Consider the following 22130-nt stretch of genomic DNA (forward strand, 5'->3'; position numbering starts at 1 on the left):
GGACGTGTCAGGAATTTCGTGTGCTGAGGTCGCTGTAAAAAGTCTCAGCTGATGGCGTTGGTGAAGCGCTCGCCGAACAGAATGGCGAACTGATTGACCGCTTGCCGCCAGGTGATAGGCGGCATCTTCCAATCCTTTTCGATGTTGCGCAAGGCCAGATACAGCAGCTTGCTGGCGGCTTCGTCGCTGGGGAAGTGGCCGCGGTTCTTGACGATCTTGCACAGTTGCATGTGCATGCTCTCGATGGCGTTGGTCGTATATATAATCCGACGCACTTCGGGCGGATAGGCGAAGAACGGGATCACCTGCTCCCATTGACGCTGCCACATCGCCGCCACGGTGGGGAATTTGCGGCCCCAGTCGCTTTGAGCGAAGGCTTCGAGCGCGGCTGCCGCCGCTTCGGCCGTGGCGGCCTGATAGATCGGCTTGAGCGCGGCAGCCAACGGCTTGCGGTCTTTCCAGCTCGCCAGATTCAGCGAATTGCGGATCAAATGCACGATGCAAGTCTGGATCTGCGCGGCCGGATAAACCGCCTCGATCGCTTCGGGAAAGCCGCGCAAGCCATCGACCACCGCAATCAGGATGTCGTGCAAACCGCGGTTCTTCAGCTCGTTGAAGACCTTTAGCCAGAACTTGGCGCCTTCGGTCTGTTCGATCCATAGGCCCAGCACTTCCTTGCGGCCATCGGCGCGGATACCCAGCGCCAGGTACACCGCCTTGTTTTTGACCGTGCCTTCGTCGCGAATCTTCAGCCGCAGAGCGTCGAAATACACGATCGGATACATCGCCTCAAGCGGTCGTTGCTGCCATTGCTCGACTTCAGCCAGCACTTCATCGGTGACGGTGGAGATCAGGTCGGGCGACACTTGCAGTCCGTACAGCTCCAGCAAGTGGCCCTGGATCTCGCGCACGCTCATACCGCGCGCGTACATGCTGATCACATGGTCGTCGAATCCCGGCAATCGACGTTGGTATTTGCCGACCAGTTGCGGCTCGAACGTCGCCTGCCTGTCACGCGGGATATCCAGATTCAACTCGCCATTGGGCGTGATGACCGTCTTCGGGCTCGTGCCGTTGCGGTGGTTGCCGGCGTTGCCCTGCTCGGCCTCAGCCGTCAGGTGATGCGTCAGTTCGGCCGCCAGCATGCGCTCGGCGAGTTGCTTCTTGAGCAGGCCGGCCAAGCCCGATTCACCGAGAATCGACTCGGCATCCTTGTTCTGCACCTGGGCCAGCAGTTGATCAATCAGTTCATCCGGAAACAGCTTCGGCGTGCTCGGTTTCTTGCTCTTCTTTGTCATGCTTGTTGTTTCGGTCATAAGGGCGTTCCTTTCGGTATCGTCTCATGACCTCGGCACACAAGAAAACTGACAGGCTCTCCCGCCACGCCGACAAGCAGAGCACACGCAAATCAAACCAGCTCAACGATCAATGCGGAATCATCCACTGCAAGACATTCTGCTGCGCCCACACCAGCAAACCTAGCAGCACCGTCAATAGAATCGAGTGCTTGAAGGTTTTCGCGAACACCACACCTTCCTTGCCTTTGAGTTCGGTGGTCGCCACGCCGGTAGAGATGTTTTGCGGCGAGATCATCTTGCCCATCACACCGCCCGACGAATTGGTTGCCGCCATCAGCACCGGACTCAGATTCAACTGGTTGGCCGCCACCACCTGCAGGTTGCCGAACAGCGCATTGCCCGACGTATCGCTGCCCGACAGGAAGACGGCGACCCAGCCGAGGAAGGCCGACACCAGTGGAAAGAACGGACCCACCGATGCGACGCCGAGACCGAGCGTATAGGTGAGCCCCGAGTAGTTCATCAGATAGGCGAGCCCGACGATGGTCGCCACCGTCAGGATGGCGATGCGCGTCTGCACCCACGTGTCGGCGATCGCCTTGCCGAATTCGCGCGCGCTCAGGCCGACCACGAACGTCGTGATGAGCGCCGCGACCAGAATCGCCGTGCCCGTGGCGAGCGGCTGGAAGTCCCACACCGCGCCATAAGGCGTCTTGTACAGGGTGATGAACACGGCCTTGTCGAGCCCCGGCCACGGTATCTTGACGTCGCCGATCGTGAAGACTCTCGCGATGGTCCACACGATCACCACGACTGACACGATGATCCACGGATACCAGCCCTGGCCGCCGCTGATCTTGCCGCGCACCTCGCCGATCCGGTCGACGTTGATCGCGAATGCAGGATCGGCAGCAGGCTTCCAGATGCGCAGGAATGCGATCGTCAGAATCAGCGACACCATCGACGACAACACGTCGGTCAGGCTGTAGTTCACGTAGTTCGACGCGATGAACTGCGTGAGCGCGAAGCTCGCGCCCGACACCAGCAGCACCGGCCACACCCGCAGCATGTTGCGAAACCCCGCATACACCGCAATCACATAGAAGGGCAGCAGCAGCGCGAAGAACGGCAACTGGCGGCCGACCATCTTCGCGAGCAGATCGGACGGCAGATGGGTCACCGCGCCGAGTACGGTGATCGGTACGCCGAGCGCGCCGAACGCGACCGGCGCCGTGTTGAAGATCAGCGTAAAGGTGAGCGCTTCGAGGGTGGGAAAGCCGAGGAGGATCAGCAGCGAACTGGTAATGGCGACGGGAGTGCCGAAGCCGGAAATCCCTTCGAGCAACGCGCCGAATGAAAAGCCGACCACGACCAGCACGACCCGCCGGTCATTCGGCAGGTTGTCGATCATCCACATGCGAAAGGCCGCGAAGCGGCCCGAGCGTTGCGCGATGTTGTACAGCAGGATCGCCGTGACCACGATCCACATGACCGGCCAGCAGGCGAACACCGCGCCCGCGAACACCGAGTTGAACGCGAGCCCCACCGGGAACTGCCACACTGAAATCGCGACGATCAGACCGACGATCAGCCCCGCGAGCGACGCCTGCCAGGCTGGCCTGCGCGCCCAGCCGAGCAGAAGCAGCACGACGATGATCGGCAACGCGGCGACGAGGAACGACGGCAATAGCGCATTGCCGACCGGGGTGAGTAGTTGGTGAAACATCACGTCTCCTTGGTGTTGTTCGGCGCGACGCGGGGATCACGAATGAGAGGCGCGTCTCTGTCGCAGGACGGACGAGCGTCAGCGGAACGTAAGAGTCGAACCGCCTTCCTTATTAAATGGGTACTGCATGTGCTTCCCAAGCATAGAACCCCGCGCGGGCACGTCAAGAAGGGAAACTACGGGCGCGCGAAAAGAAGTGGCGCGGGCGGGTTGTCCGCACGATGTGGAGCACAGAGCATGAAACGACGCGGGCGCGTGATCGCGCCGTCGCGAATGCGCCCGTCATGCAGTGAGCGACCCGGCACCGAAGCCTGCATGCGACACGCGTTCAGTGATGCCAATGATGTCCCCACCCTCCACCCCAATACCCGCCGATGCCGATCGACACCGATGGGCCGTAGTAGCCTGGATAGCCGTAATACGCGGGGTAAGCGGGATAGACCGGAGGCGGATAGTAGGCGGGATAAGCCGGCGCCACATAGACGGGCGGCGCCGCTACTGCATAAGTGGGCGGCGCGTTCTGTTGTTGCTGTTGCTGCGCATCGGTCGAGCCGGTTTGGTCCGCCGGGACGCCCTGCTGCACGGCCGTCGCGGGCGCCGTTGAATACGTCGAATAGTAAGCAGGGTAGTAGCCGGACGGATAGTAACCGTATGGGTAATAGCAGCCCGACAACGTCACGACGCTGAGGACGCCGCAGGCAGCAACGCCTCCACGGGACAGCCGCAAAAAAGCGCGCGGCAGCCATGAGCCCCTCGCGCGAACACTGTTGATAACGCGGGACTTCATGACGCGCTCCTCGTTGTGCCGTACACCGTCATCGTCGGCGTAACGAGATGAGCTTACGCTCCCGCGGCGCGAATACGATTGCAAAACCGTAACGGCGCATTTCGCGACGTTGCACCGCATCGTTTGACGCTTACTGCCGCCGACCCTTCATGACGATGCGCTGCGAGCGCTGTCATGAAGGCGAGCGCCGGGTTCGCTTTCGGAATACCGCGTGACTTACTGTGCAGTATGCGCCTTCACGCCGCTTATTTGCCGACCTGATTACCGATGATGCCACCCGCCGCCGCACCGCCGATCGTCGACAGGGCATTGCCGCCGATCGCCGCGCCCGCGGCGCCGCCCAGACCGGCGCCGATGGCCGTATCACGCCCCTGCCGGCTCATGCCTTCACACGCCGAAAGTCCCGCAACGAGAGCAACGATGGTTGCGAGCGTGCCGATTTGACGAATCGTTTTCATGATGCTGACTCCCGGTTGTTTGAGTGAGTTTGTAGGTCGTAATCGCCGAAACGTAAGAGAGACAAGGCCCCGTTCATGTATTCGATGGTAGCCGCGCGTCGCGTATCCAGATATGTGAGCTTGTCAGCGGATTGACGGTTTCGTAATCAAATGTTTCCCTTCTATGAGCATGTGGCGTGCCCGCCGCCCCGCACGCTCCCACAAACGAAAAAGCCCGCCAGTGGCGGGCTTCGGTGCTGCGATGCAGGTTCCTGGCGGAATCGGGCGGCGGTAAAGCCCTGCCCGATCTGCACATCGAACCTTACTGCCGCTGATAGATCTCGGCGCCCTTCTTCATGAACTCGATCGACTTCACTTCCATGCCTTTCTTCAGCGCTTCGTCGTCGGTCACGCCTTGTTGCGCCGCGAATTCGCGCACGTCCTGGGTGATCTTCATCGAGCAGAAGTGCGGGCCGCACATCGAGCAGAAATGCGCGACTTTGGCTGAATCCTTCGGCAGCGTTTCGTCGTGAAATTCGCGCGCCTTGTCCGGGTCGAGGCCGAGATTGAACTGGTCTTCCCACCGGAATTCGAAACGCGCCTTGCTCAGTGCGTTGTCACGCACCTGCGCGCCCGGATGGCCCTTCGCCAGATCGGCGGCGTGCGCGGCGAGCTTATACGTGATGATGCCGGTCTTCACGTCGTCCTTGTTCGGAAGGCCCAGGTGTTCCTTCGGCGTGACGTAGCAAAGCATCGCCGTGCCGAACCAGCCGATCATCGCCGCGCCGATGCCCGACGTGATGTGGTCATAGCCCGGCGCGATGTCGGTGGTGAGGGGCCCGAGTGTGTAGAACGGCGCTTCGTCGCACCATTCCAGTTGCAGGTCCATGTTCTCCTTGATCAATTGCATCGGCACGTGGCCGGGGCCTTCGATCATCGTCTGCACGTCGTGCTTCCACGCGATCTGTGTGAGTTCGCCCAAGGTCTTCAGTTCGCCGAGCTGCGCTTCGTCGTTCGCATCGTAGATCGAGCCGGGACGCAGGCCGTCGCCGAGCGAGAAGGCCACGTCATACGCCTTCATGATTTCGCAGATGTCTTCGAAGTGCTCGTACAGGAAGCTTTCCTTGTGATGCGCGAGACACCACTTCGCCATGATCGAGCCGCCGCGCGAGACGATGCCGGTCATGCGTTTGGCCGTGAGCGGCACGTATTGCAGACGCACGCCCGCATGGATCGTGAAGTAGTCGACGCCTTGCTCGGCCTGTTCGATGAGCGTGTCGCGGAAGATTTCCCACGTCAGGTCTTCAGCCTTGCCATTGACCTTTTCGAGCGCCTGATAGATCGGCACCGTGCCGATCGGCACCGGGCTATTGCGGATGATCCACTCGCGCGTTTCGTGGATGTGCTTGCCGGTGGACAGATCCATCACCGTGTCGCCGCCCCAGCGGATCGCCCACGTCATCTTGTCGACTTCCTCGCCGATCGACGACGTCACCGCCGAGTTGCCGATGTTCGCATTCACCTTCACGAGGAAGTTGCGGCCGATGATCATCGGCTCGCTTTCGGGATGGTTGATGTTGTTGGGGATGATCGCGCGGCCGCGCGCCACTTCCTCGCGCACGAATTCCGGCGTGATTGCGGTGAGCCCGTTCGCGCCGAACGCGCTCGCGCCGAACGCCTGGCCCGGATGCTGACGGCCCATCATCGCGGCGAGCTTCTCGCCGTTCGGGCCGCTCGTCTTCAGGCTCTGAAGATACTCGGCGCGGCGCTGGTTCTCGCGAATCGCGATGTATTCCATCTCTGGCGTGATGATGCCTTTCCTGGCGTAGTGCATCTGCGACACGTTCTTGCCGGCGATCGCGCGGCGCGGCGTGCGATGCAGGCCTTTGAAACGCAGGTCGGCGGTAGCGGTGTCGGCGGCGCGCTCGCGGCTGAAGTCGCTGGACAGACCCGTCAGCGCTTCGGTGTCGCCGCGCTCTTCGATCCACGCCTGACGCAGTGCCGGCAGGCCCGCGCGGATGTCGATCTTGGCGTCCGGGTCGGAGTAGGGGCCCGACGTATCGTAGACATAGACCGGCGGATTCTTTTCGCCGCCGAAGCTGTCTGGCGTATCGGCCTGCGAGATTTCGCGCATCGGCACGCGGATGTCGGGACGCGAACCGCTCACGTAGACCTTGCGGGAATTCGGCAGCGGCGCGACAGCGGCTTCATCGACGTGAGCGTCGGCGGACAGGAATTTTGGATTGGCGTTCATCGTATCTCCATGCAAAGCAATGTGGGCCGCTAAGCAGGAGACGAGATGGAAGTGGTCGGAAATCGCGAGAGAAGTGAGGCGATGGAGCTGGAGTGCGAAATCCGTACGCTTCCCTGCGCTGGCATTATCCAGATCAGGTTCAAAGGGTATTTCTCACCCGCGCGGCACGGACCTCCAAGCTCCATGCGACGCAGGACCCCCGCGTTAGCAGCGCACACGATACACCGGCCACCCGCTGCTTGGCAACCCGTGCGATTGAACCGAACCGCGCCTCGCGCTGCGGGCTGCCGTGTCCTGTGCCAGCTGTGACGGGCAGGCGGACGAACTGCGGCGTGCTTGAGCTACAGCGAGATCAGAGCGAGAAATTGTCGGCGGCTTCCGGCTGATACAGGATCTTGTCGAGCTTCAGCACTTTCTCCGTGCCGCTCGGCGGCGTGAAGCGGATGCGCTCGCCGCGCTTTGCGCCGAGCAGCGCGAGGCCGGCCGGCGAGAACACGTTCAGGCGCCCGTGCGCGAAGTCCGCGTTGGGCGGATAGACGACGGTCCAGGTCATTTGCTCGCCGCTGGCTTCGTCGATCAGGGTGGCTTGCGAATTCATCGTCACCACATCGGCCGGAATTTCGCGCGAATCGACGATCACAGCGCGCTCGAGGACGTCGTCGAGCATGTCCTGTAGTTTCGCGCTCGCGCCGGGCGCGCAGGCGTGCTTCTCAAGGCGCGCGACATCGAGTTCGGTCAGATAACAGGGTTTCGTCTTTTTCATGACGGGTACTCCAAATTTTCGATCTACATAAAAGAGAACGGCGTGCGAAAGCGTTCGGCCCGGCGCCCGAAGAAAGTCCCCTTGGGGACGACGCGGCCTGAACAGTGGAGCAAGCAGCGTTAGATCGGGAGCCGGGCGGCGGAGAGCGGGAGCGTTCGGGACGGCTCGCCGGCCGGACACGGCGCGAAGTCCGCGCGCGCGTCACCGGTTGCGCGGCGGGGGCGCAAGCGGATGAGGGCACGGGAAGTCGGGAAGCGCATCGAGGTAGCCGGCGGGTGTCGAAAGAAGGGGTGAAGGCGTCGCCTGAAAACGGAAAGCAACGCGATAGCAAGGTCCATGGTAGCACGCGGCCGAGGGTGGCCTGATTCGATCCGCGTCGGCCTGGGTGATGACGGCCGCAGTCACATTCGACTGACGATCATAGTGAAAAACCACTGGCGATACGTCCCCGCTTTCTGTGTTGCAAGTACGCCAAAAGTTACGATTCTTTCGCTCGGCGCGGTGGGCGCTTACTGCATAATGCGATGCGCGCCGCAGCCTTGGCGCGTGTTCGCCCCGGCCTGATTTCGTTCGCAAGCCGCGGCGTTGTGGCCCTTTGGTCATCTATCGCCCTTCCGTTCCACCGACATGTCCGCCAGCCTCGCCCGTCTGACCGCATCTTCGATGCGGTGTCCGCCATCCCGTCAGCGGGTTTTCAGCGGGGGCGCAATACCTCGAGCGACATGGGCGGGTTGAACGCATGTCGTTGCAACGCTCCAGTTTCCTTTCGCGCGGTTTGCCGATCCGCTTGCCGCAGTCTCACAGCGGCCAGATCGCGCTCGCCCTTGCCGTCGTCTATCTCGTGTGGGGCTCGACGTATCTCGCCGTGCACGTCGCCCTCGGTTCGTTTCCGCCGCTACTGCTCTCCGGGCTGCGGAACCTGTTTGCCGGCATAGGCCTGTTCATCTTCGCGGTGCGCCGCAAACCGGCCTGGCCGAGCGCCGCCGAGATCCGCAATGCCGGAGTCGTCGGTACGATGCTGGTGGGTTTGTCGAGCGGCATGCTCGCCTACGGCATGCGCACCGTCGGCACTGGCACGGCGGCCGTGATGGTCGCGACCGTGCCGCTGTTCGCGACGGTGATCGCCGCCGTCGCGGGTCGCAAGATCGGCCGCGGCGAATGGTTCGCGGTCGGCTTGGGGCTGGTCGGCATCGCGATTCTCAGTCACGGCGACAGCACGCCGGGCTCGGCGGGTGGCAGCCTGGCGATTCTGTGCGGCGCGCTCTTCTGGGCCGGCGGCGCGCATCTGGCCGGGCGTCTGAAGCTGCCGTCGGACCTGTTTCTGTCGACCGCGCTGCAGATCGGGCTCGGCGGCGCGATGTCGACACTGGTCGCCTGGGTCTCCGGCGAACGCATGCTCGAAATGCATGTCCTGCCGTTGCTGGCATTCATCTACCTGATGCTGATCGGGACGATGGCCGCGTACGTCGCGTATGGTTTTCTGATTCGCCACACGAGCCCGATCATTGCGAGTAGCTGCATGTATGTGAATCCGGTGGTGGCGGTCGCGCTCGGCGCGTTGCTGCTGGGCGAGCCGGTCACGCGCTCGACGATGATCGCGACCGTTGTGATTCTGGCCAGCGTGGGCTTGTCTTTCTGGTTCGATTACCGGAAGAAGGGGTTGGCTTGAAGTTCGCCTTGGGGCGAAGGTCGTAACCGCGCCTGCGGAGCGTCCAAAAAGACTCGCCCACCGCGCTTCAACGCGCCGCCGCCACTTCAGCCCTTCGCCGGATTGCGCGTTTCGCAGCCCGCCCGCGCGATTCGGCGAGATGCCCCAGGTGACGATGACGCCCACCCCGCCTTTCGCGCGTTCGCGAAAATACGCGGCCAGCTTCGGGTAGTTCCAGAAACGGTCCTCCATGCCGGTATGCATGGAACCCGTCACCACGTAATTGCGCAAGCGTGTGAACCCGAAGGCGAGTTCGCGAGTAAGTGGTGGTAAGACATGGCAAGGGACCGTGTAAGTATTGGATGCGCCCGAACCACATACCGCACACCGGGCCAGCTCGCCGAGGAAAAATTCTAATCATCGCAATCCATTGCTCCGTAAGCCATTTATCAGTCGCCGTCAGCCATCGCGCGGTTCCCGGCACACGCCTTGCTCGAAGCGATCGTCCATCGACACGGACCGCGCCGTCAGGAGAAACAGGCGTGATGTGCAGCAGGGATAGGAGGGGGCTGCTTTGGAGAGCCGCCCGGGACCGTTCAAACAAATGATGAACGCGGTTTCTGGCGGCGCGGTGTCCGAAGCGGAACGCCCGTAGATCAATGGGTCGAGAGCCCACATCGAGATAGGTGAACACAATGAAAATGATCCGAACCATGGCGGCCGTCGTTGCGGTTGCGTCTGTTCTGAGCGCATGCGGCGGCGGGTCCGACGACGTCGGCAAGGAACTGGGCCTGACCAATCCGCAGATCCACTTCATTCACGCGATTCCGAGCGGCCCGGCGGTCGACTTCCTCGTGAACGGCAGCGCACCATCCGGGCAAACGAACGTCGCGTACAAAGGCGTGACGAACTTCACCAATATCAACACCGGTTCAACCAACGTCGGCTATGCGGCGGCCGGCACGACGACCGCGCTCGCGAGCGGCAACTTCCCGAACGTGGCGAAGGGCCACGAATACACCGTGCTGGCGCTGCCGGGTCTCGCCGCGCCGGACATCGGCCTGATCGACGATCCGTTCGACAAGGGGCTGCTGTCCAACAGCGCTCGGGTGCGCGGCTTCAACGCGTCGGCGAACGCGACCAACCTCGACCTGTATCTTGTCCAGTCCAGCGCCACGGATATCACCAACGTCTCGCCGACGATGTCGGGTGTCGCATTCAAGAACGCAGTGCCGGCGAGCGGGCAGGATTCGATCTACGTGTCCGGCGGCCAGTACGTGCTGATCGCGACCGCGGCGGGCAGCAAGACGCCGATCTTCCAGTCGGCATCGTTCACGCTGTCGAACAATGCCGACTGGCTGGTGACGTCGGTGCCGATCGGCGGCGCGCTGAGCCAGCTGGTGCCGGGGCAGATCCATTTGCTCATCGCGCAGAACGGCAACACCAGTACGCCGAGCATCGAGTTGTCGAATACGCTGACGGGTGAATAAGCAGGTGAGCTAACCCGACGCAACAGTCGAAGGCCGCCAACAACAAGTCCAGGGGAGGACGGAGCGGCGATCCACGCGAGTGGGTCGCCGTTTTGTTTGCGCGTGTCGATCCGGATGACCACGTATTGGCTGCGCACAGGCACGTTCCCGGAAAGCGCGCGGAGGAACCGGTGCACGCGCTTCCCGCAGGAACACGCATCAGGCTCACGCAGGAAGGCGGGCAGGAGAGCCAAGCAAGCGCCCAACTAAAGCGCCTCCAGGACACCCACAAAAAAGCCCGTCACGGTTCCCCGTGACGGGCTGTCGAATCTCTGCATGACCCGGCGCCGCGAAAGCACCGGCCCTTCAGTTACTCGCACCTGGCCGGCTTACTTGGCCTTTTCCGCCGAGTTCGAGATGGCGTTGCCGCCCTTCGAAATGTCCTCGCCCGCGCCGGCCATCGTGTTGCAGCCGGAGAGCGCGGCCACCGAGCCAGCAATGAGAAACAAAGCGATCAGTCGAGCCATGGAAGTTCTCCTTGTCGAGAATGCGTCGGTTGACGTGCCGGTGTTGCATGGCACGCGCTAGTTATCGTCCGACCGGGGCTTACGCCAGTCGATCCGGTCTGATTGCATGGTAAAAAAAGGGCGGGGGCGGCGCTGTCGGTTACGCTGCGATTTTGTTGTAGGCGTGCTCCGGTGTTTGCGTCGGCGCACTCCTACAACGCGGCTCTGCGGCTGCCGCGCAGCCTCGCTAGACGGTCGTTCGCGAGGGCGCAGCCGGCGGCAGATCGATCGACGGCGTCGCCGTGCTGACGCTCGGCATCGCCACGTCGATGTCGGTGCCGTTCGGCACGCCGCGCCGGATCTCGAAGTGTCCGCCACGCGCGGCGACTCGCTGGCGCATGCCGAGCAGCCCATGCGTATGCGTGCGCTTCAGATCGGCCGGCTGGATGCCGACGCCGTTGTCGGCGATATGCAGCGCCACCTGGCCGTCGCCGACCTGCAACGCGATCGACACCTTCGAGGCCCGCGCGTACTTCGCGGCATTCGTCAGCGATTCCTGCGCGACGCGAAAGAGCGCGATCTCGGTCTGTTCGTCGAGCTGGATGTCGTCGGCGGGCAGGTGCAGTTCGAGCGTCCAGTTGTTGCGCTGCGCGGCTTCGTCGGCGAGCGTGCGCAGCGCGGTGACGAGCCCGAAGTTCGCCAGCACCGTGGGCCGCATGTCCTCGATGATGCGCCGCTTGAGCGCGATGCCCTGATCGAGATTGGCGAGCGCGCGCGTGAGTTTTTCGGCGATGTCGGGCGCGCTGTCCTTCAGCTTGCGGTTGGCCCACGCGACGTCCATCTTGCTCGCCGTCAGGATCGCGCCGAGCTCGTCGTGCAGTTCGCGCGCGAGCTGCGTCTTTTCGTTTTCGGCGACCGCCTGCAAGTGCCAGCCGAGTGCTTCAAGCTGACGCGTGCGTTCACCTACGAGCTGGTCGAGCCCCTCCTGTTGCGTGATCAGCTGACGCTGTACGCGCGCCTGCCGGTCGATCTGAATGCCGAGATTGCGGAACAGCAGAATGAACAGCACGATGTTCAGCGCCGACAGGCCCGCCGCGCACAGCGTCGAGATCCGCTGATCGGCGCGACTCGCGGCGAGCGCGTGCTGCGCGCGGCGCTCCTCGTTGTCGCGCAGCAGCGTGAGGGTGCTGTCGATCAGCGAGGCGTCGGCGGGATTGACGTCGCTCGCGTTGCCGCATGCCCCGAGATCGAGTGCATGCGGCGCCGCGTGCTGCAACGCGGCGGCGCCCGCACCGATGCGCGCTTCGATCAGCGCGAGAATCTGCGTGAAGCTGGCCAGTTCGGCGCTGTCCGCGCGGCCGCTGCGGTAGAAACGATCCAGCTGCTGCGTGCTCTGACGAATACGCGCCGCGGTCGAACAGAAAGCGTGGGCGGACGCTTCTTCCTTCGTCAGAAGAAAATGGTTCTGCTCGGCAGACAGACGCGATAGCTGACTCGCGAGCGTGCTCAGTTGCACGGTGACATCGCGCGCTTCAAGCGCGGTTTCGTATTCGGCGGTAATGCGTTGGCGCGCCGTTTCGAGAATCACAAGCCCGCCCACCGTGATGACGATCGCAACCGTCATCGCGATCGCCCAGCTGCGGGTGCGCATCCAGTCGGCGAGGCGCGTTGCTGCGCCTTGGTCGGCTAACTTTGGCGCGGTCGACATGTTCTGAACATCTGGCACATTCGGCTCCTCGGATGGGCCATCAGTGTAACGTCCGTGGCGTCCGGCAACGATGGTGGCAGGGTTCGCGCTCACGGGCGCCGCCGCGTTTTCCATGATCGGCGCGTTGGCGTTGTGACGTGATTCCCTCGCCGCCCTCGTGTATTGCAGCATCATCGCGGTGCGAACGACTGATCCCCCCACAGCGCTTCCCCCAGCGTAACGCCGCCGTAATCCAATGTAAGCGGATTCTCACACGAAAACCGGCGTGCGCCGGAATGCGCGCGGGGCCGCGGATCGATAGGATGGACCTGATCGTTCATTCACTGTTTCGGGAGGAAGCCATCATGTTGAAGTGGGCGTTGTTCTTCGCCGTCATCGCGGTGATCGCGGGGCTTCTCGGTTTTACCGGCGTCGCGGCCGGCGCGGCGACGATCGCGAAGTTCCTGTTCGTCGTGTTCGTCATTCTGTGCGTGGTGTTCCTCGTGCTCGGCTTCGTCGTGACGAAGAAAATCATCGATTAGCGCCGCCCGGCGAGCCAGCTGCGCATCGTCTCCGATAGCGGAGCGCGGTTCCCGTCAGACCGATGCGAGTCGATATCCATCGATACCCACAGAAAAGGAGAGTCGCCATGCTTCACTATGCCGTCGTCTTTTTCGTGATTGCGATCATTGCCGCGGTGTTCGGTTTTACCGGCATCGCAGCAGGCGCGGCCGAAATTGCGAAGATTCTGTTCTATATTTTTCTGGTCGTGTTCGTGGTCACGTTGCTGCTCGGTGTATTCCGAACATAGACCTGCGCGCACAAACGCGTAGTCATGATCTCTACCGGCGCATCAGGCGCAATTCGCGGGATGCGCAGTTCCCCCAATACCGCAGAAAGGAGAATTTCGATGGCGAACCAATCTGGCGACACCTTTGTGATGGACGTCGAGAAGATCCGCGAGGATGCGCGCAGGCACATGTCGGATGGCGCGGTCACGCAGACCTACGGCGCGGATCTGGAGACGGTGCTAAAGCTGCTCAATGACGCACTGGCCACCGAAATCGTCTGTGTGCTGCGCTATAAGCGACACCACTTCATGGCCAAGGGCATCAATTCGGAAGCCGTGGCGGCGGAGTTCGCCGCACATGCGGCCGAAGAGCAGGGTCACGCCGACAGCATCGCCGAGCGCATCGTGCAACTGGGCGGCGAGCCGGACTTCGCGCCGGACGGTTTGAAGACGCGCGCGCACTCCGAGTACAAGGAAGGCGAGAACCTTACGGACATGATCAAGGAGAACCTGATCGCTGAACGTATTGCGATCGACACGTACCGCGAGATCATCCGCTATCTCGGCGACAAGGACGTGACGACGCGGCGTCTGTTCGAAGACATTCTGGCCGTCGAAGAAGAGCATGCCGACGATATGGCGGACCTGCTCGCGGGCCGGGAATAAGGAAACGCACGAAGATTGACGCCGAAGTGCGGACGGCGCGGCGCGCGCAGGCGGGGCCGAAGGTGTGCCGCGTCGCAGACGTCGTCCGCTGTGTGGACTTCCGGACGAGGCTGGGCGTGAGGCCGTGCCAGAGGTCATTACAATGTCTGCTTTGGAGCGATTCCAGCGCAGGGACACCAGACCGATGATTCGAGTGTTGATAGCCGACGACCATGCGATCGTCCGAGGTGGCTTCAGACAGTTCGTCGCCGACGAACCGGATATGTGCGTCGCAGCCGAAGCCGCCACCGGCGACGAAACCATCAGCCTCGTGCGCGAGCAGGCGTTCGACGTGGTCCTGCTCGACATCGCGATGCCGGACAAGAACGGCATCGACACGTTGCGCGTGATCAAGCAGGTGCGTCCCGAGCAGGGCGTGCTGATCCTGTCCGGCTACCCCGAGAGTCAATATGCGATCAACCTGCTGCGCGCGGGCGCGAACGGTTATCTGAACAAGGACTGCGAGCCCGACGAAATCGTGCGGGCAATTCGCGCGGTGGCGCGCGGGCATCGCTATCTGTCGGAGGCGGTGGCCGACACGCTCGCCGACAATCTCGACAAGCCGGCCGCGGGCCGTCCGCATGAAGCGCTGTCCGAGCGCGAATTCCAGATTTTCTGCAAGCTCGCGGCCGGGCAGATTCCCACCGAGATCGCGGAGGAACTGCATCTGTCCGTGAAGACGGTGAGCACGTACCGCGCGCGTGTGCTGGAGAAGATGCGGTTGGCGAACAATGCCGATCTGACTTATTACGCGATCAAGAACGGCTTGATCGAATAATGGACGATCGAGATACCCTGATGAACAGCGAATCGAACCGAGTTGCCGAGCAAGCCCGTCACGCGCCGCTGCGCGTGCTGCTGATCGAGGATTCGCCGCTGATCCGCCGCAGCCTGGTGGAAGCGATCGACGCCTCGGGTTCGCTGCAGGTGGCCGCGTATGCCGATTCCGCCGATCAGGCGATCGCGCTCCTGAGCGATGAAGCCTTCGATGCGGTGATCGTCGACCTGCAGTTGCGGGAAGGTTCGGGCGCGCCGGTGCTGGCCTATTTGCAGCGCGAAGGGTTGATCGACTCGATGTTCGCGGCTGTGTTGACCAATCACGCGTTGCCCGCGTATCGGGAGCGCTGCGAGCAGTACGGCGTGCGTCACTTCTACGACAAGTCGTTCGAGTTCGATCGCGTGATCGATGCGCTGCACGAGTATGCGTCGGCGCGAAGCGGCGGGTGAGAGTGCTCGGCGGAAGAGGTGTCGTGTGGGCTAAAACGGAGGCGTTGACGTGAAGCAAACGCGAACTGGAACCGGGCGTGCGGCCAGCGCGGACTGGATGCGAGACGAGCGCTGTGAGGCAAGCACTTTAAGGCAAGCGCTCTGGACAAGCGCAAGCCGAGCACAAAACAAGCGCAAATCGGTGTGAGAGGAACACGAGTCAGCGTGACCCAAATGGCCCTCAGCCTGCGCGCCGACCACTCAGCCTAATGCACCGCGCGACGGCAGCCGCAAATGATTCCACGCGGCGAGCGCCGCAAACACGATCCCCGCCACGCTGACGCCGAGCCACCCAAAGGCCGGCCAGACCACCGCACCGACGCCCGAGCCGAGCGCTCCGCCGATGAAATACGCAACCATGTACACCGTATTCACGCGGCTGCGTGCATCGGGCTTCAGCGCGTAAATGCGCGATTGATTGGAAATCTGCGCGGCCTGCACGCCGATGTCGAGCACGATCACGCCCACCACCAGCCCGGCGATACTTTTGGCCGACGCGCCGAACACGACGAACGCGAGCGCCACCAGCACGATCGACACGGTGATGATCGCGCGCGGTCCACGCCGGTCGGCGAACTTGCCGGCGAGCGGGGCGGCCATGGCCCCCGCCGCGCCGACGATCCCGAACAGCCCCGCCGCCTGCGGCCCGAGATGAAACGGCGCGCCTGCCAGCAGCAATGCGAGCACCGACCAGAAAATGCTGAATGCCGCGAACAGCGCGGCGCCGGTCAGCGACGCTTCACGCAGTGCCCGATGTTCGACCAGCAGATGCCACATCGACACCAGCAGCTTGCCGTAAGGCAGCGTCGAGGTCGGCTGGCTCTTCGGCAAGCGCAGGATGATCACGACCGCCAGCGCGAGCAAGGCGACGACGGATGCACCGAACACCGCGCGCCAGCCGAAATACTCGGCGATTACACCCGAGGCGGTCCGCGCGAGCAGGATGCCCAGCAGCAAACCGCTCATCACCATGCCGACCGCGTGGCCGCGTTCGGACGGCGGCGCGAGTTCGGCCGCGAACGGCACCGCCTGCTGCGCGATGGTGGCGAGCACGCCGATCGCCAGACTCGCGACGATCAACACCGCGAGCGTCGGCGCAGCCGCCGCCACGACGAGCGCGACGCACATGCCGGCAATCTGCAGCAGGATCAGGCGGCGCCGGTCGAAGCGATCGCCGAGCGGGGCGAGCAGCAGCATACCGGCCGCGTAGCCGAGCTGCGTGACGGCCGGCACCGTGCCGACCCACGACGCGCTGCCCGGAAAAGACTGACGGAAATTATCGAGCAGCGGCTGGTTGTAATAGATGTTCGCGACCGAGACGCCGGCGATGGTGGCGAGCAGAAACAGCAGGCCGCGCAACGACCGGTCGGCGGAAGCGGGAGTGGAAGCGTCGGAAGTGGACATGAGAGAGGCGGATCGACGGACCGGCCCATGCACGGTCCTTAAGCGTGCCGATCATACCGGAGCAGGGCGCTTCGCGCTGACGGCGGCGAAGTATGCGAAAAGGCGTCGGCGCAGAGCCGTTGGCAACACCGGCCGCCGCTTTGCGGGTGGTGCGCGCGGCTCGTGGCGCTTCAAGCGGCGTGTTTTCCAGGATACGTGTAAACGTGGCCGTTCGCGATTCTCGAGATGCGTTCCGGCGCGTGGCTGTTGCGCGACGACATGGCTCTCGCGATCGGCGCTGAGATCGCGATGCCCACGCATGGCTTACGGGAGGCCGCCGCGCTCGGGACACCGCAATTCAGGTGGTCCCGGCGCGAGCGGCGACCGTCAGTCGATCAACGCGCCTTCAGGCTCGTAAAACGGATAGGGTCCGTCGGCGCGCTCCACATAGGCGTGATGGGTGACGATACCAGTCGCCGGATCGTAGCGATGCAACGCATACGCGGGCGGTTCCATCATGAACGCCGACGGCGCATCGTCGCGCAGATCGAGCCCGACCTGATGGCCCGGCGCCGGCACCGCGGACGCGATCGTGCCGCCAAAGCGCGCGAACATCGGCCGATGCACGTGCCCGCAAATCACCCGCTCCACGGTCGGGTGACGCGCGATCAACGCCGCGAGCTTGACGGCGGCGGCGGGGTCGAGGCGCAGCGAGTCCATATGGCCGATGCCGCAGGCGAACGGCGGATGATGCAAGGCCACTACTGTCGGCTTGTTCCCGGCCGCATCGAGTTGCGCCGCGAGCCACGCGAGCCGTGCGTCGCACAGCGTGCCGGCGCTTTGGCCGGGCACCATCGAATCGAGCGCGATTACGCGCAGCGGCCCGACGTCCACCGCGTATTGCACGAACTCGCCGCCGCTGCGCAATTCCGCGCGCTCGGGAAACGCCGCGCGCAACGCGGTGCGCTCATCGTGATTGCCCACCAGCAGGAAGTAGGGAACGGCCAGCGGCGTGAGCAGGCTCTTCAGGTGTTCGTATTGTTCCGGATCACCTTGATCGACGAGATCGCCGGTCATGATGACGGCGTCGGGGCGCGGTTCGAGCGCATTGAGCGCGGCGACGCAGCGCGCGAGGTACGCTGCGGTGTCGACCCGGCGGTAAGCGAGCGCGCCGGGACGTTTGATATGCAGGTCGCTGATTTGAGCCAGCAGCATGGGGAGTCCTTGTCATTGCGCGCCGCGACACGGCGCGGCGTTATCACGATAGCGCAATCAGCGCGTCCTGCGAGATCGAGATGCCGACCGGCGTGCCGCGCGCCAGTTCGACCCGGCCGGCCACGTCGATCAGCAGCCGGTCCGGTGCGGCGCCGCCGATCGTCAGACGCGTGCGCTCGCCGAGAAACGCGCTGCTTTCGATGCAACCGCGCAGATGCGCGGTTGCCGGGTCGGCCAGCCATGCGTCTTCGGGGCGGAAGAAAATCTCGTGCGGCTGATGCGTGTGCGAGTTCGTGTGCGTCGGCATCGACGGCAGCGGCACGGCGCCGCCGCTCGTCGTCAGCATGCCGTCGCGCGCTTCGCCCGCGAGCCGGTTGATCGTGCCGACGAATTGCGCGACGCTCCGGTTCGCGGGCCGATAGTAGATGTCACGCGGCGAACCGATCTGTTCGATGCGCCCTGCGCTCATCACGACGATGCGGTCGCCCAGCTCCATCGCCTCGGCCTGGTCGTGCGTCACGTAGACGGTCGTGATGCCCAACTCGCGCAGCAGTGTATTCATCTCGCTGCGCAAGGTGTCGCGCAGGCGCGCGTCGAGCGCGGTGAGCGGCTCGTCGAGCAACAGCACGCGCGGCCGGACCGCGAGTGCGCGCGCCAGCGCCACGCGTTGACGCTGACCGCCCGAAAGCTGGTCGATCGGTTTGTCGGCGTGCGCGGTGAGACGCATCATGCCGAGCAGTTCGTCGACGCGCTGTCGCGAGGCCGCGGCCGGCATGCGCCTGATCTTCAGGCCATAGCCGATGTTGCCGCGCACGCTCAGGTTGGGAAACAGCGCATAGCTCTGGAACACCATGCCGACCTGGCGCTTTTCGATCGGCAACGCGGTGACGTCGTCGGCGCCGAACGCGATGCGCCCGCCTGCGTCCGGTGTTTCGAGTCCGGCGATCATGCGCAGAGTCGTGGTCTTGCCGCAGCCGGAAGGCCCAAGCAGGACCAGCGTTTCACCCGCGTCGATCCGTAGATCGAGCGGTTCGAGCACGCGTGTGCCGCGAAAGGTTTTCGCGCATTGCGTGAGCGTGATTGGAATGGATGTGGTCGCGCAGGCGGGTTTCATGGCGTGTCGATGGAATTCGAAGAGGGCTTGGCGCAAGCGGGCCTGGGGGGATTCGCGGCGTGGGTGGCCACGTCGGTCTTGACGTCATCCGCAACCCGCTTCGCAGGAGAACCGTTGCCGCGTTTCGCCGCGCCGCGCTGGCCGGTCGCATCGACGCCGAGCCATTGCATCGCGACGAGCAGGGGCATCGTCATGACGAAGAAAAGAATGGTGTAAGCGCTGCCGATCTCGATGCGCAACGACGCGTAGGTATCGGCAAGGCCGACCGGCAGCGTCTTCGTCTCGGGCGTGTGCAGCATCCACGTGAGGTTGAATTCGCCGATCGACAGCGTCAGCACCGCCAGTGCGCCGGCGACGATGCCCGGCCGCGCGTTCGGCAGCACGATCGTCGTGAAGCGTGTGAAGAAGCTCGCGCCGAGACTCGCCGCGCCTTCCTCGAGCGTGCGCAGATTGCTGCTCGCGCACACCGCGGCGACCGCGCGCACCATGAACGGCAGCGTGAACACCACGTGCCCGACCACGATGAACGCGGCGCTCATGCGAAACCGCGTGAAGCCACCGTAGGTGACCAGCAGCGCAAGCGCGGACGCGAGACCGGGCAGCGCGATCGGCAGCACGAGGAACTCTTCGATGATGCGCGAGAGCCGCGTCCTGCTGCGTGCGAGCACGTAGCCCGCGGGGACGCCGGTCAGCAACGTGATGACGAGTGTGGCGGCTGCCACTTCGAGCGACAGCCACGCCGAGCCGTGATACTGCGTCCACACTTCGACGAGCCAGCGCAGCGTGAGTCCGCTGGAGATGCCCTTGAAGTAGTTGACCGTCAGCCCGGCCATGATCGACATGATGACCGGCACGATCAGAAACGCGCACAGCAGCAGCGTGACGAACCATTGACAGGCAGCAAGCCATGCCCGTGCGCTGGGCGCGCGCAGCCGCGAGCGTGAAGCGGTGCCTGAGCGAGTCTCAGGCCGTGCTGAAGCAGTGATCGAATTCATCGGCGTGTTGTCGTCGGGTTGGGATGCGCCGGGTCGGGACATGCTGCTCATGCGCTCGCCGCCACCGCCGCGCCGCTCACGCTGCGCGCGAACGCCAGCACGGCCCACGTGACGATGCCGAGCACGATGGACAGACCCGCGGCCGTCACCATGTTCGCGTTGAGGGTGAACTCGGTGTAGATGGTCATCGGCAGCACGTCGATGTCGGTGGCGAGCGTGAAGGCCGTGCCGAAGGCGCCCATCGCGGTAGCGAAGCACACGGCCCCCGCCGCGACCAGCCCCGGCGACAGCGCGGGCAACACGATGTCGCGCGTGATGCGCCAGGGCGATGCGCCGAGCGAGCGCGCCGCTTCTTCGAGCGACGCGTCCAGCTTGGTCGCCGAGGCCATCACCGTGACGATCACGCGCGGAATCGAGAAATACAGGTAGCCGAGAAACAGGCCGCTCATCGAATAGGCGAACACCCAACGGTCGCCGGTGAGCTTCAGCGACAGCGCACCGATCAACCCCTGACGTCCCGCCAGCATGATCACCATGAAGCCGACCACCACGCCGGGAAACGCGAGCGGGAACGTCAGCAGCGCGAGCAGCGTGCGCTTGAACGCGAAATCGCGGCGCGCGAGCAGCAGCCCGGCGATCACTGACAACACCAGCGTCGCCGCCGTGACCGCTGCCGACAGCACGACGGTCGCGCCGAGGCTCGACAGGTAGCGCGGGTTCGTCAGCATCGCGCGATAGGTGGCGAACGCGTGGCCGTCGCCGCTCAGCTGCGCAAGCGCGGCCATCGGCAGCAGCCAGAACGCGAGGAACACCGCCAGCGCCGGCGCTAGCAACGCGATGCGCCAACGCAGCGGGAACGTGATGTCGTTCAATGCATCACCTGAAGATAACGTTCACCGAAGCTGGCCTGCTTCTCGGCCATCTTGCCGAAATCGACCGCTTTGGCGCGGTCATAGTCGCTCGCGGGCAGGAATTTCGCGGCGGTTTCCGCGCTCATCGCGTTCGCACGAACCGGGCGCAGATAGGCGTCGGCCCACAGCTTCTGGCCTTCGTCCGATAGCACGAAGTCGAGCACCTTGCGACCGTTCGCATCGTGCGGCGCGCCTTTCACGAGGCTCATCACGTAGGGCACCGAGATCGTGCCTTCTTTCGGAATCACGAACTCGACATTCGCGTGATCCTTGTACTTCGCGCGATAGGCGTCGAAATCGTAGTCGAGCAGGATCGGGATTTCACCGGACATCACGCGCGCGTACGCGGTCTGCTTTGGCACGATCGGCGCGTTGGCTTTCAGCTTGCGGAACCACTCGAGGCCCGGCTCGAAGTTATCGAGCGTGCCGCCGAGCGCCTGGTTCACCGCGACCGCGCCCGCATAGCCGACGAACGCGCTCGACGGATCGAGGTAGCCGATCATGCCTTTGTATTCGGGCTTCAGCAGATCGGCCCACGAGCGCGGCACTGGCTTGCCTTCGAGCGCGTCCTTGTTGACGAAAAAGCCCAGCGTGCCCGAATGGATCGTGAACCAGTAGCCTTGCGGGTCTTTCAGGTTGGCGGGAATATCGTTCCAGTGGGCCGGTTTGTACGGCTGGATCACGCCCTTGTCCTTCGCCTGGAATGCCGACGATACGCCGAGGTACACCACGTCGGCGACCGGGCTTTTCTGCTCGGCCATCAGCTGGGCGATCGACTGGCCGGAGTTCTTGTTGTCGAACGGCACCCTGACGCCGGTCTTCTGCTGGATCGCCTTGATCTGGCTCGCCCAGTCGGCCCATTCCGGGGGGCAGTTGTAGCAGATCGCGGCTTCGTCGGCGTGGGCCGCTTGCGGGGCGACGGCGGCGAGCGCCGCGCCGGCGGCGATCATGAGTTGCGCGAGACGGCGCCACAGCGGTTTGAACGACGAAGCGAAGCGTGAGGGTGAGCGGATCACTGCGGGTCTCCTGGAGAGGACGAGAGCGGGTGGTTTGGGGTTGGGTCGATCAAACGGGTGGTGCGGTTTTGGCGCTTCTGGTTTTTTGCGAAGCCGCGTCGGTGAGGCGTGGGTGCGATGCCTTCGGCTCACGCTACTCACGGCCCCACGCGGCTCATGC

At 63.8% G+C, this 22130-nt stretch carries 21 protein-coding genes and 1 riboswitch; of the genes, 7 read left to right on the forward strand and 14 right to left on the reverse strand.

Annotated elements, in window-relative coordinates; translation table 11 throughout:
• Positions 1 to 44 precede the first annotated feature (44 nt).
• The 6 genes from CIC12_RS26585 to CIC12_RS26610 form a co-directional block, all read right to left on the reverse strand.
• Positions 45 to 1298: an IS256 family transposase gene (locus tag CIC12_RS26585; protein ID WP_168665893.1), complete on the reverse strand. Its 1254-nt coding sequence runs from the start codon at positions 1296 to 1298 to the stop codon at positions 45 to 47.
• Between the two features lie 127 nt (positions 1299 to 1425).
• Positions 1426 to 3024, reverse strand: coding sequence for an L-lactate permease (locus tag CIC12_RS26590; protein ID WP_168668525.1), 1599 nt, complete (start codon positions 3022 to 3024; stop codon positions 1426 to 1428).
• A 328-nt stretch (positions 3025 to 3352) separates the two neighbouring features.
• The gene (locus CIC12_RS26595) at positions 3353 to 3811 is read right to left on the reverse strand and encodes a hypothetical protein (protein ID WP_168668527.1); all 459 of its coding nucleotides are present in this window, start codon (positions 3809 to 3811) and stop codon (positions 3353 to 3355) included.
• A gap of 245 nt (positions 3812 to 4056) precedes the next feature.
• Complete coding sequence (locus CIC12_RS26600; RefSeq protein WP_168668529.1) at positions 4057 to 4269, reverse strand: glycine zipper 2TM domain-containing protein; 213 nt, start codon at positions 4267 to 4269, stop codon at positions 4057 to 4059.
• Between the two features lie 301 nt (positions 4270 to 4570).
• Positions 4571 to 6502 carry a phosphomethylpyrimidine synthase ThiC gene (gene thiC / locus CIC12_RS26605; protein WP_168668531.1) on the reverse strand — a complete coding sequence of 644 codons (1932 nt, stop codon included), beginning with the start codon at positions 6500 to 6502 and terminating at the stop codon, positions 4571 to 4573.
• Between the two features lie 92 nt (positions 6503 to 6594).
• Positions 6595 to 6713: riboswitch (TPP riboswitch) on the reverse strand.
• A gap of 141 nt (positions 6714 to 6854) precedes the next feature.
• On the reverse strand, positions 6855 to 7265 hold the full coding sequence (locus CIC12_RS26610; RefSeq protein WP_168668533.1) for a GreA/GreB family elongation factor: 411 nt from the start codon (positions 7263 to 7265) through the stop codon (positions 6855 to 6857).
• A 739-nt stretch (positions 7266 to 8004) separates the two neighbouring features.
• On the opposite strand from CIC12_RS26610, the gene CIC12_RS26615 reads away from it, so the two are divergent.
• A complete protein-coding gene (locus tag CIC12_RS26615; protein WP_168668535.1) occupies positions 8005 to 8934 on the forward strand; it encodes an EamA family transporter in 930 nt (309 codons plus the stop codon).
• A 674-nt stretch (positions 8935 to 9608) separates the two neighbouring features.
• On the forward strand, positions 9609 to 10403 hold the full coding sequence (locus CIC12_RS26620; protein ID WP_168668537.1) for a DUF4397 domain-containing protein: 795 nt from the start codon (positions 9609 to 9611) through the stop codon (positions 10401 to 10403).
• A gap of 368 nt (positions 10404 to 10771) precedes the next feature.
• Here CIC12_RS26620 and CIC12_RS26625 read toward each other — a convergent pair whose 3' ends face one another.
• Positions 10772 to 10909 carry an entericidin A/B family lipoprotein gene (locus tag CIC12_RS26625; RefSeq protein WP_168668539.1) on the reverse strand — a complete coding sequence of 46 codons (138 nt, stop codon included), beginning with the start codon at positions 10907 to 10909 and terminating at the stop codon, positions 10772 to 10774.
• A 226-nt stretch (positions 10910 to 11135) separates the two neighbouring features.
• Positions 11136 to 12596, reverse strand: a complete 1461-nt coding sequence (locus tag CIC12_RS26630; RefSeq protein WP_174772211.1) for a sensor histidine kinase — start codon at positions 12594 to 12596, stop codon at positions 11136 to 11138.
• Positions 12597 to 12940: 344 nt separating this feature from the next.
• On the opposite strand from CIC12_RS26630, the gene CIC12_RS26635 reads away from it, so the two are divergent.
• The 5 genes from CIC12_RS26635 (at position 12941) to CIC12_RS26655 (ending at position 15297) form a co-directional block, all read left to right on the forward strand.
• Positions 12941 to 13117 (forward strand): DUF1328 domain-containing protein, encoded by a 177-nt coding sequence (locus CIC12_RS26635; RefSeq protein ID WP_168668585.1) that lies wholly within the window; start codon positions 12941 to 12943, stop codon positions 13115 to 13117.
• Between the two features lie 107 nt (positions 13118 to 13224).
• Positions 13225 to 13386 carry a DUF1328 domain-containing protein gene (locus CIC12_RS26640; protein WP_075643714.1) on the forward strand — a complete coding sequence of 54 codons (162 nt, stop codon included), beginning with the start codon at positions 13225 to 13227 and terminating at the stop codon, positions 13384 to 13386.
• A gap of 99 nt (positions 13387 to 13485) precedes the next feature.
• Positions 13486 to 14031, forward strand: coding sequence for a ferritin-like domain-containing protein (locus CIC12_RS26645; RefSeq protein ID WP_168668543.1), 546 nt, complete (start codon positions 13486 to 13488; stop codon positions 14029 to 14031).
• A gap of 184 nt (positions 14032 to 14215) precedes the next feature.
• Positions 14216 to 14848, forward strand: coding sequence for a response regulator (locus tag CIC12_RS26650; RefSeq protein WP_168668545.1), 633 nt, complete (start codon positions 14216 to 14218; stop codon positions 14846 to 14848).
• A 20-nt stretch (positions 14849 to 14868) separates the two neighbouring features.
• Positions 14869 to 15297, forward strand: a complete 429-nt coding sequence (locus CIC12_RS26655) for a response regulator (protein WP_121317217.1) — start codon at positions 14869 to 14871, stop codon at positions 15295 to 15297.
• Between the two features lie 240 nt (positions 15298 to 15537).
• Here CIC12_RS26655 and CIC12_RS26660 read toward each other — a convergent pair whose 3' ends face one another.
• The 6 genes from CIC12_RS26660 to CIC12_RS26685 form a co-directional block, all read right to left on the reverse strand.
• Positions 15538 to 16740 carry an MFS transporter gene (locus CIC12_RS26660; RefSeq protein WP_168668547.1) on the reverse strand — a complete coding sequence of 401 codons (1203 nt, stop codon included), beginning with the start codon at positions 16738 to 16740 and terminating at the stop codon, positions 15538 to 15540.
• 366 nt (positions 16741 to 17106) lie between these two features.
• Positions 17107 to 17934 carry a phosphodiesterase gene (locus tag CIC12_RS26665; RefSeq protein WP_168668549.1) on the reverse strand — a complete coding sequence of 276 codons (828 nt, stop codon included), beginning with the start codon at positions 17932 to 17934 and terminating at the stop codon, positions 17107 to 17109.
• 43 nt (positions 17935 to 17977) lie between these two features.
• The gene (locus tag CIC12_RS26670; RefSeq protein ID WP_168668551.1) at positions 17978 to 19048 is read right to left on the reverse strand and encodes an ABC transporter ATP-binding protein; all 1071 of its coding nucleotides are present in this window, start codon (positions 19046 to 19048) and stop codon (positions 17978 to 17980) included.
• Complete coding sequence (locus tag CIC12_RS26675) at positions 19045 to 20043, reverse strand: ABC transporter permease (protein ID WP_446728041.1); 999 nt, start codon at positions 20041 to 20043, stop codon at positions 19045 to 19047. The genes CIC12_RS26670 and CIC12_RS26675 overlap by 4 nt, the downstream gene beginning before the upstream one ends.
• A gap of 47 nt (positions 20044 to 20090) precedes the next feature.
• Entirely contained in the window at positions 20091 to 20915 is an 825-nt protein-coding gene (locus CIC12_RS26680; protein ID WP_168668553.1) for an ABC transporter permease, read from the reverse strand.
• The gene (locus CIC12_RS26685; RefSeq protein ID WP_238812903.1) at positions 20912 to 21904 is read right to left on the reverse strand and encodes an ABC transporter substrate-binding protein; all 993 of its coding nucleotides are present in this window, start codon (positions 21902 to 21904) and stop codon (positions 20912 to 20914) included. The genes CIC12_RS26680 and CIC12_RS26685 overlap by 4 nt, the downstream gene beginning before the upstream one ends.
• Positions 21905 to 22130 lie beyond the last annotated feature (226 nt).

It is taken from the genome of Paraburkholderia sp. SG-MS1, from assembly GCF_012275575.1.
Classification (GTDB): Bacteria; Pseudomonadota; Gammaproteobacteria; order Burkholderiales; family Burkholderiaceae; genus Paraburkholderia.

What these genes read in the sequence shown, in the direction of transcription:
- CIC12_RS26585 (WP_168665893.1), bottom strand. Translation starts at nt 1,298, where the DNA reads ATGACAAAGAAGAGCAAGAAACCGAGCACGCCGAAGCTGTTTCCGGAT.
- CIC12_RS26590 (WP_168668525.1), bottom strand. Translation starts at nt 3,024, where the DNA reads ATGTTTCACCAACTACTCACCCCGGTCGGCAATGCGCTATTGCCGTCG.
- CIC12_RS26595 (WP_168668527.1), bottom strand. Translation starts at nt 3,811, where the DNA reads ATGAAGTCCCGCGTTATCAACAGTGTTCGCGCGAGGGGCTCATGGCTG.
- CIC12_RS26600 (WP_168668529.1), bottom strand. Translation starts at nt 4,269, where the DNA reads ATGAAAACGATTCGTCAAATCGGCACGCTCGCAACCATCGTTGCTCTC.
- thiC (WP_168668531.1), bottom strand. Translation starts at nt 6,502, where the DNA reads ATGAACGCCAATCCAAAATTCCTGTCCGCCGACGCTCACGTCGATGAA.
- CIC12_RS26610 (WP_168668533.1), bottom strand. Translation starts at nt 7,265, where the DNA reads ATGAAAAAGACGAAACCCTGTTATCTGACCGAACTCGATGTCGCGCGC.
- CIC12_RS26615 (WP_168668535.1), top strand. Translation starts at nt 8,005, where the DNA reads ATGTCGTTGCAACGCTCCAGTTTCCTTTCGCGCGGTTTGCCGATCCGC.
- CIC12_RS26620 (WP_168668537.1), top strand. Translation starts at nt 9,609, where the DNA reads ATGAAAATGATCCGAACCATGGCGGCCGTCGTTGCGGTTGCGTCTGTT.
- CIC12_RS26625 (WP_168668539.1), bottom strand. Translation starts at nt 10,909, where the DNA reads ATGGCTCGACTGATCGCTTTGTTTCTCATTGCTGGCTCGGTGGCCGCG.
- CIC12_RS26630 (WP_174772211.1), bottom strand. Translation starts at nt 12,596, where the DNA reads ATGTCGACCGCGCCAAAGTTAGCCGACCAAGGCGCAGCAACGCGCCTC.
- CIC12_RS26635 (WP_168668585.1), top strand. Translation starts at nt 12,941, where the DNA reads ATGTTGAAGTGGGCGTTGTTCTTCGCCGTCATCGCGGTGATCGCGGGG.
- CIC12_RS26640 (WP_075643714.1), top strand. Translation starts at nt 13,225, where the DNA reads ATGCTTCACTATGCCGTCGTCTTTTTCGTGATTGCGATCATTGCCGCG.
- CIC12_RS26645 (WP_168668543.1), top strand. Translation starts at nt 13,486, where the DNA reads ATGGCGAACCAATCTGGCGACACCTTTGTGATGGACGTCGAGAAGATC.
- CIC12_RS26650 (WP_168668545.1), top strand. Translation starts at nt 14,216, where the DNA reads ATGATTCGAGTGTTGATAGCCGACGACCATGCGATCGTCCGAGGTGGC.
- CIC12_RS26655 (WP_121317217.1), top strand. Translation starts at nt 14,869, where the DNA reads ATGAACAGCGAATCGAACCGAGTTGCCGAGCAAGCCCGTCACGCGCCG.
- CIC12_RS26660 (WP_168668547.1), bottom strand. Translation starts at nt 16,740, where the DNA reads ATGTCCACTTCCGACGCTTCCACTCCCGCTTCCGCCGACCGGTCGTTG.
- CIC12_RS26665 (WP_168668549.1), bottom strand. Translation starts at nt 17,934, where the DNA reads ATGCTGCTGGCTCAAATCAGCGACCTGCATATCAAACGTCCCGGCGCG.
- CIC12_RS26670 (WP_168668551.1), bottom strand. Translation starts at nt 19,048, where the DNA reads ATGAAACCCGCCTGCGCGACCACATCCATTCCAATCACGCTCACGCAA.
- CIC12_RS26675 (WP_446728041.1), bottom strand. Translation starts at nt 20,043, where the DNA reads ATGAATTCGATCACTGCTTCAGCACGGCCTGAGACTCGCTCAGGCACC.
- CIC12_RS26685 (WP_238812903.1), bottom strand. Translation starts at nt 21,904, where the DNA reads ATGATCGCCGCCGGCGCGGCGCTCGCCGCCGTCGCCCCGCAAGCGGCC.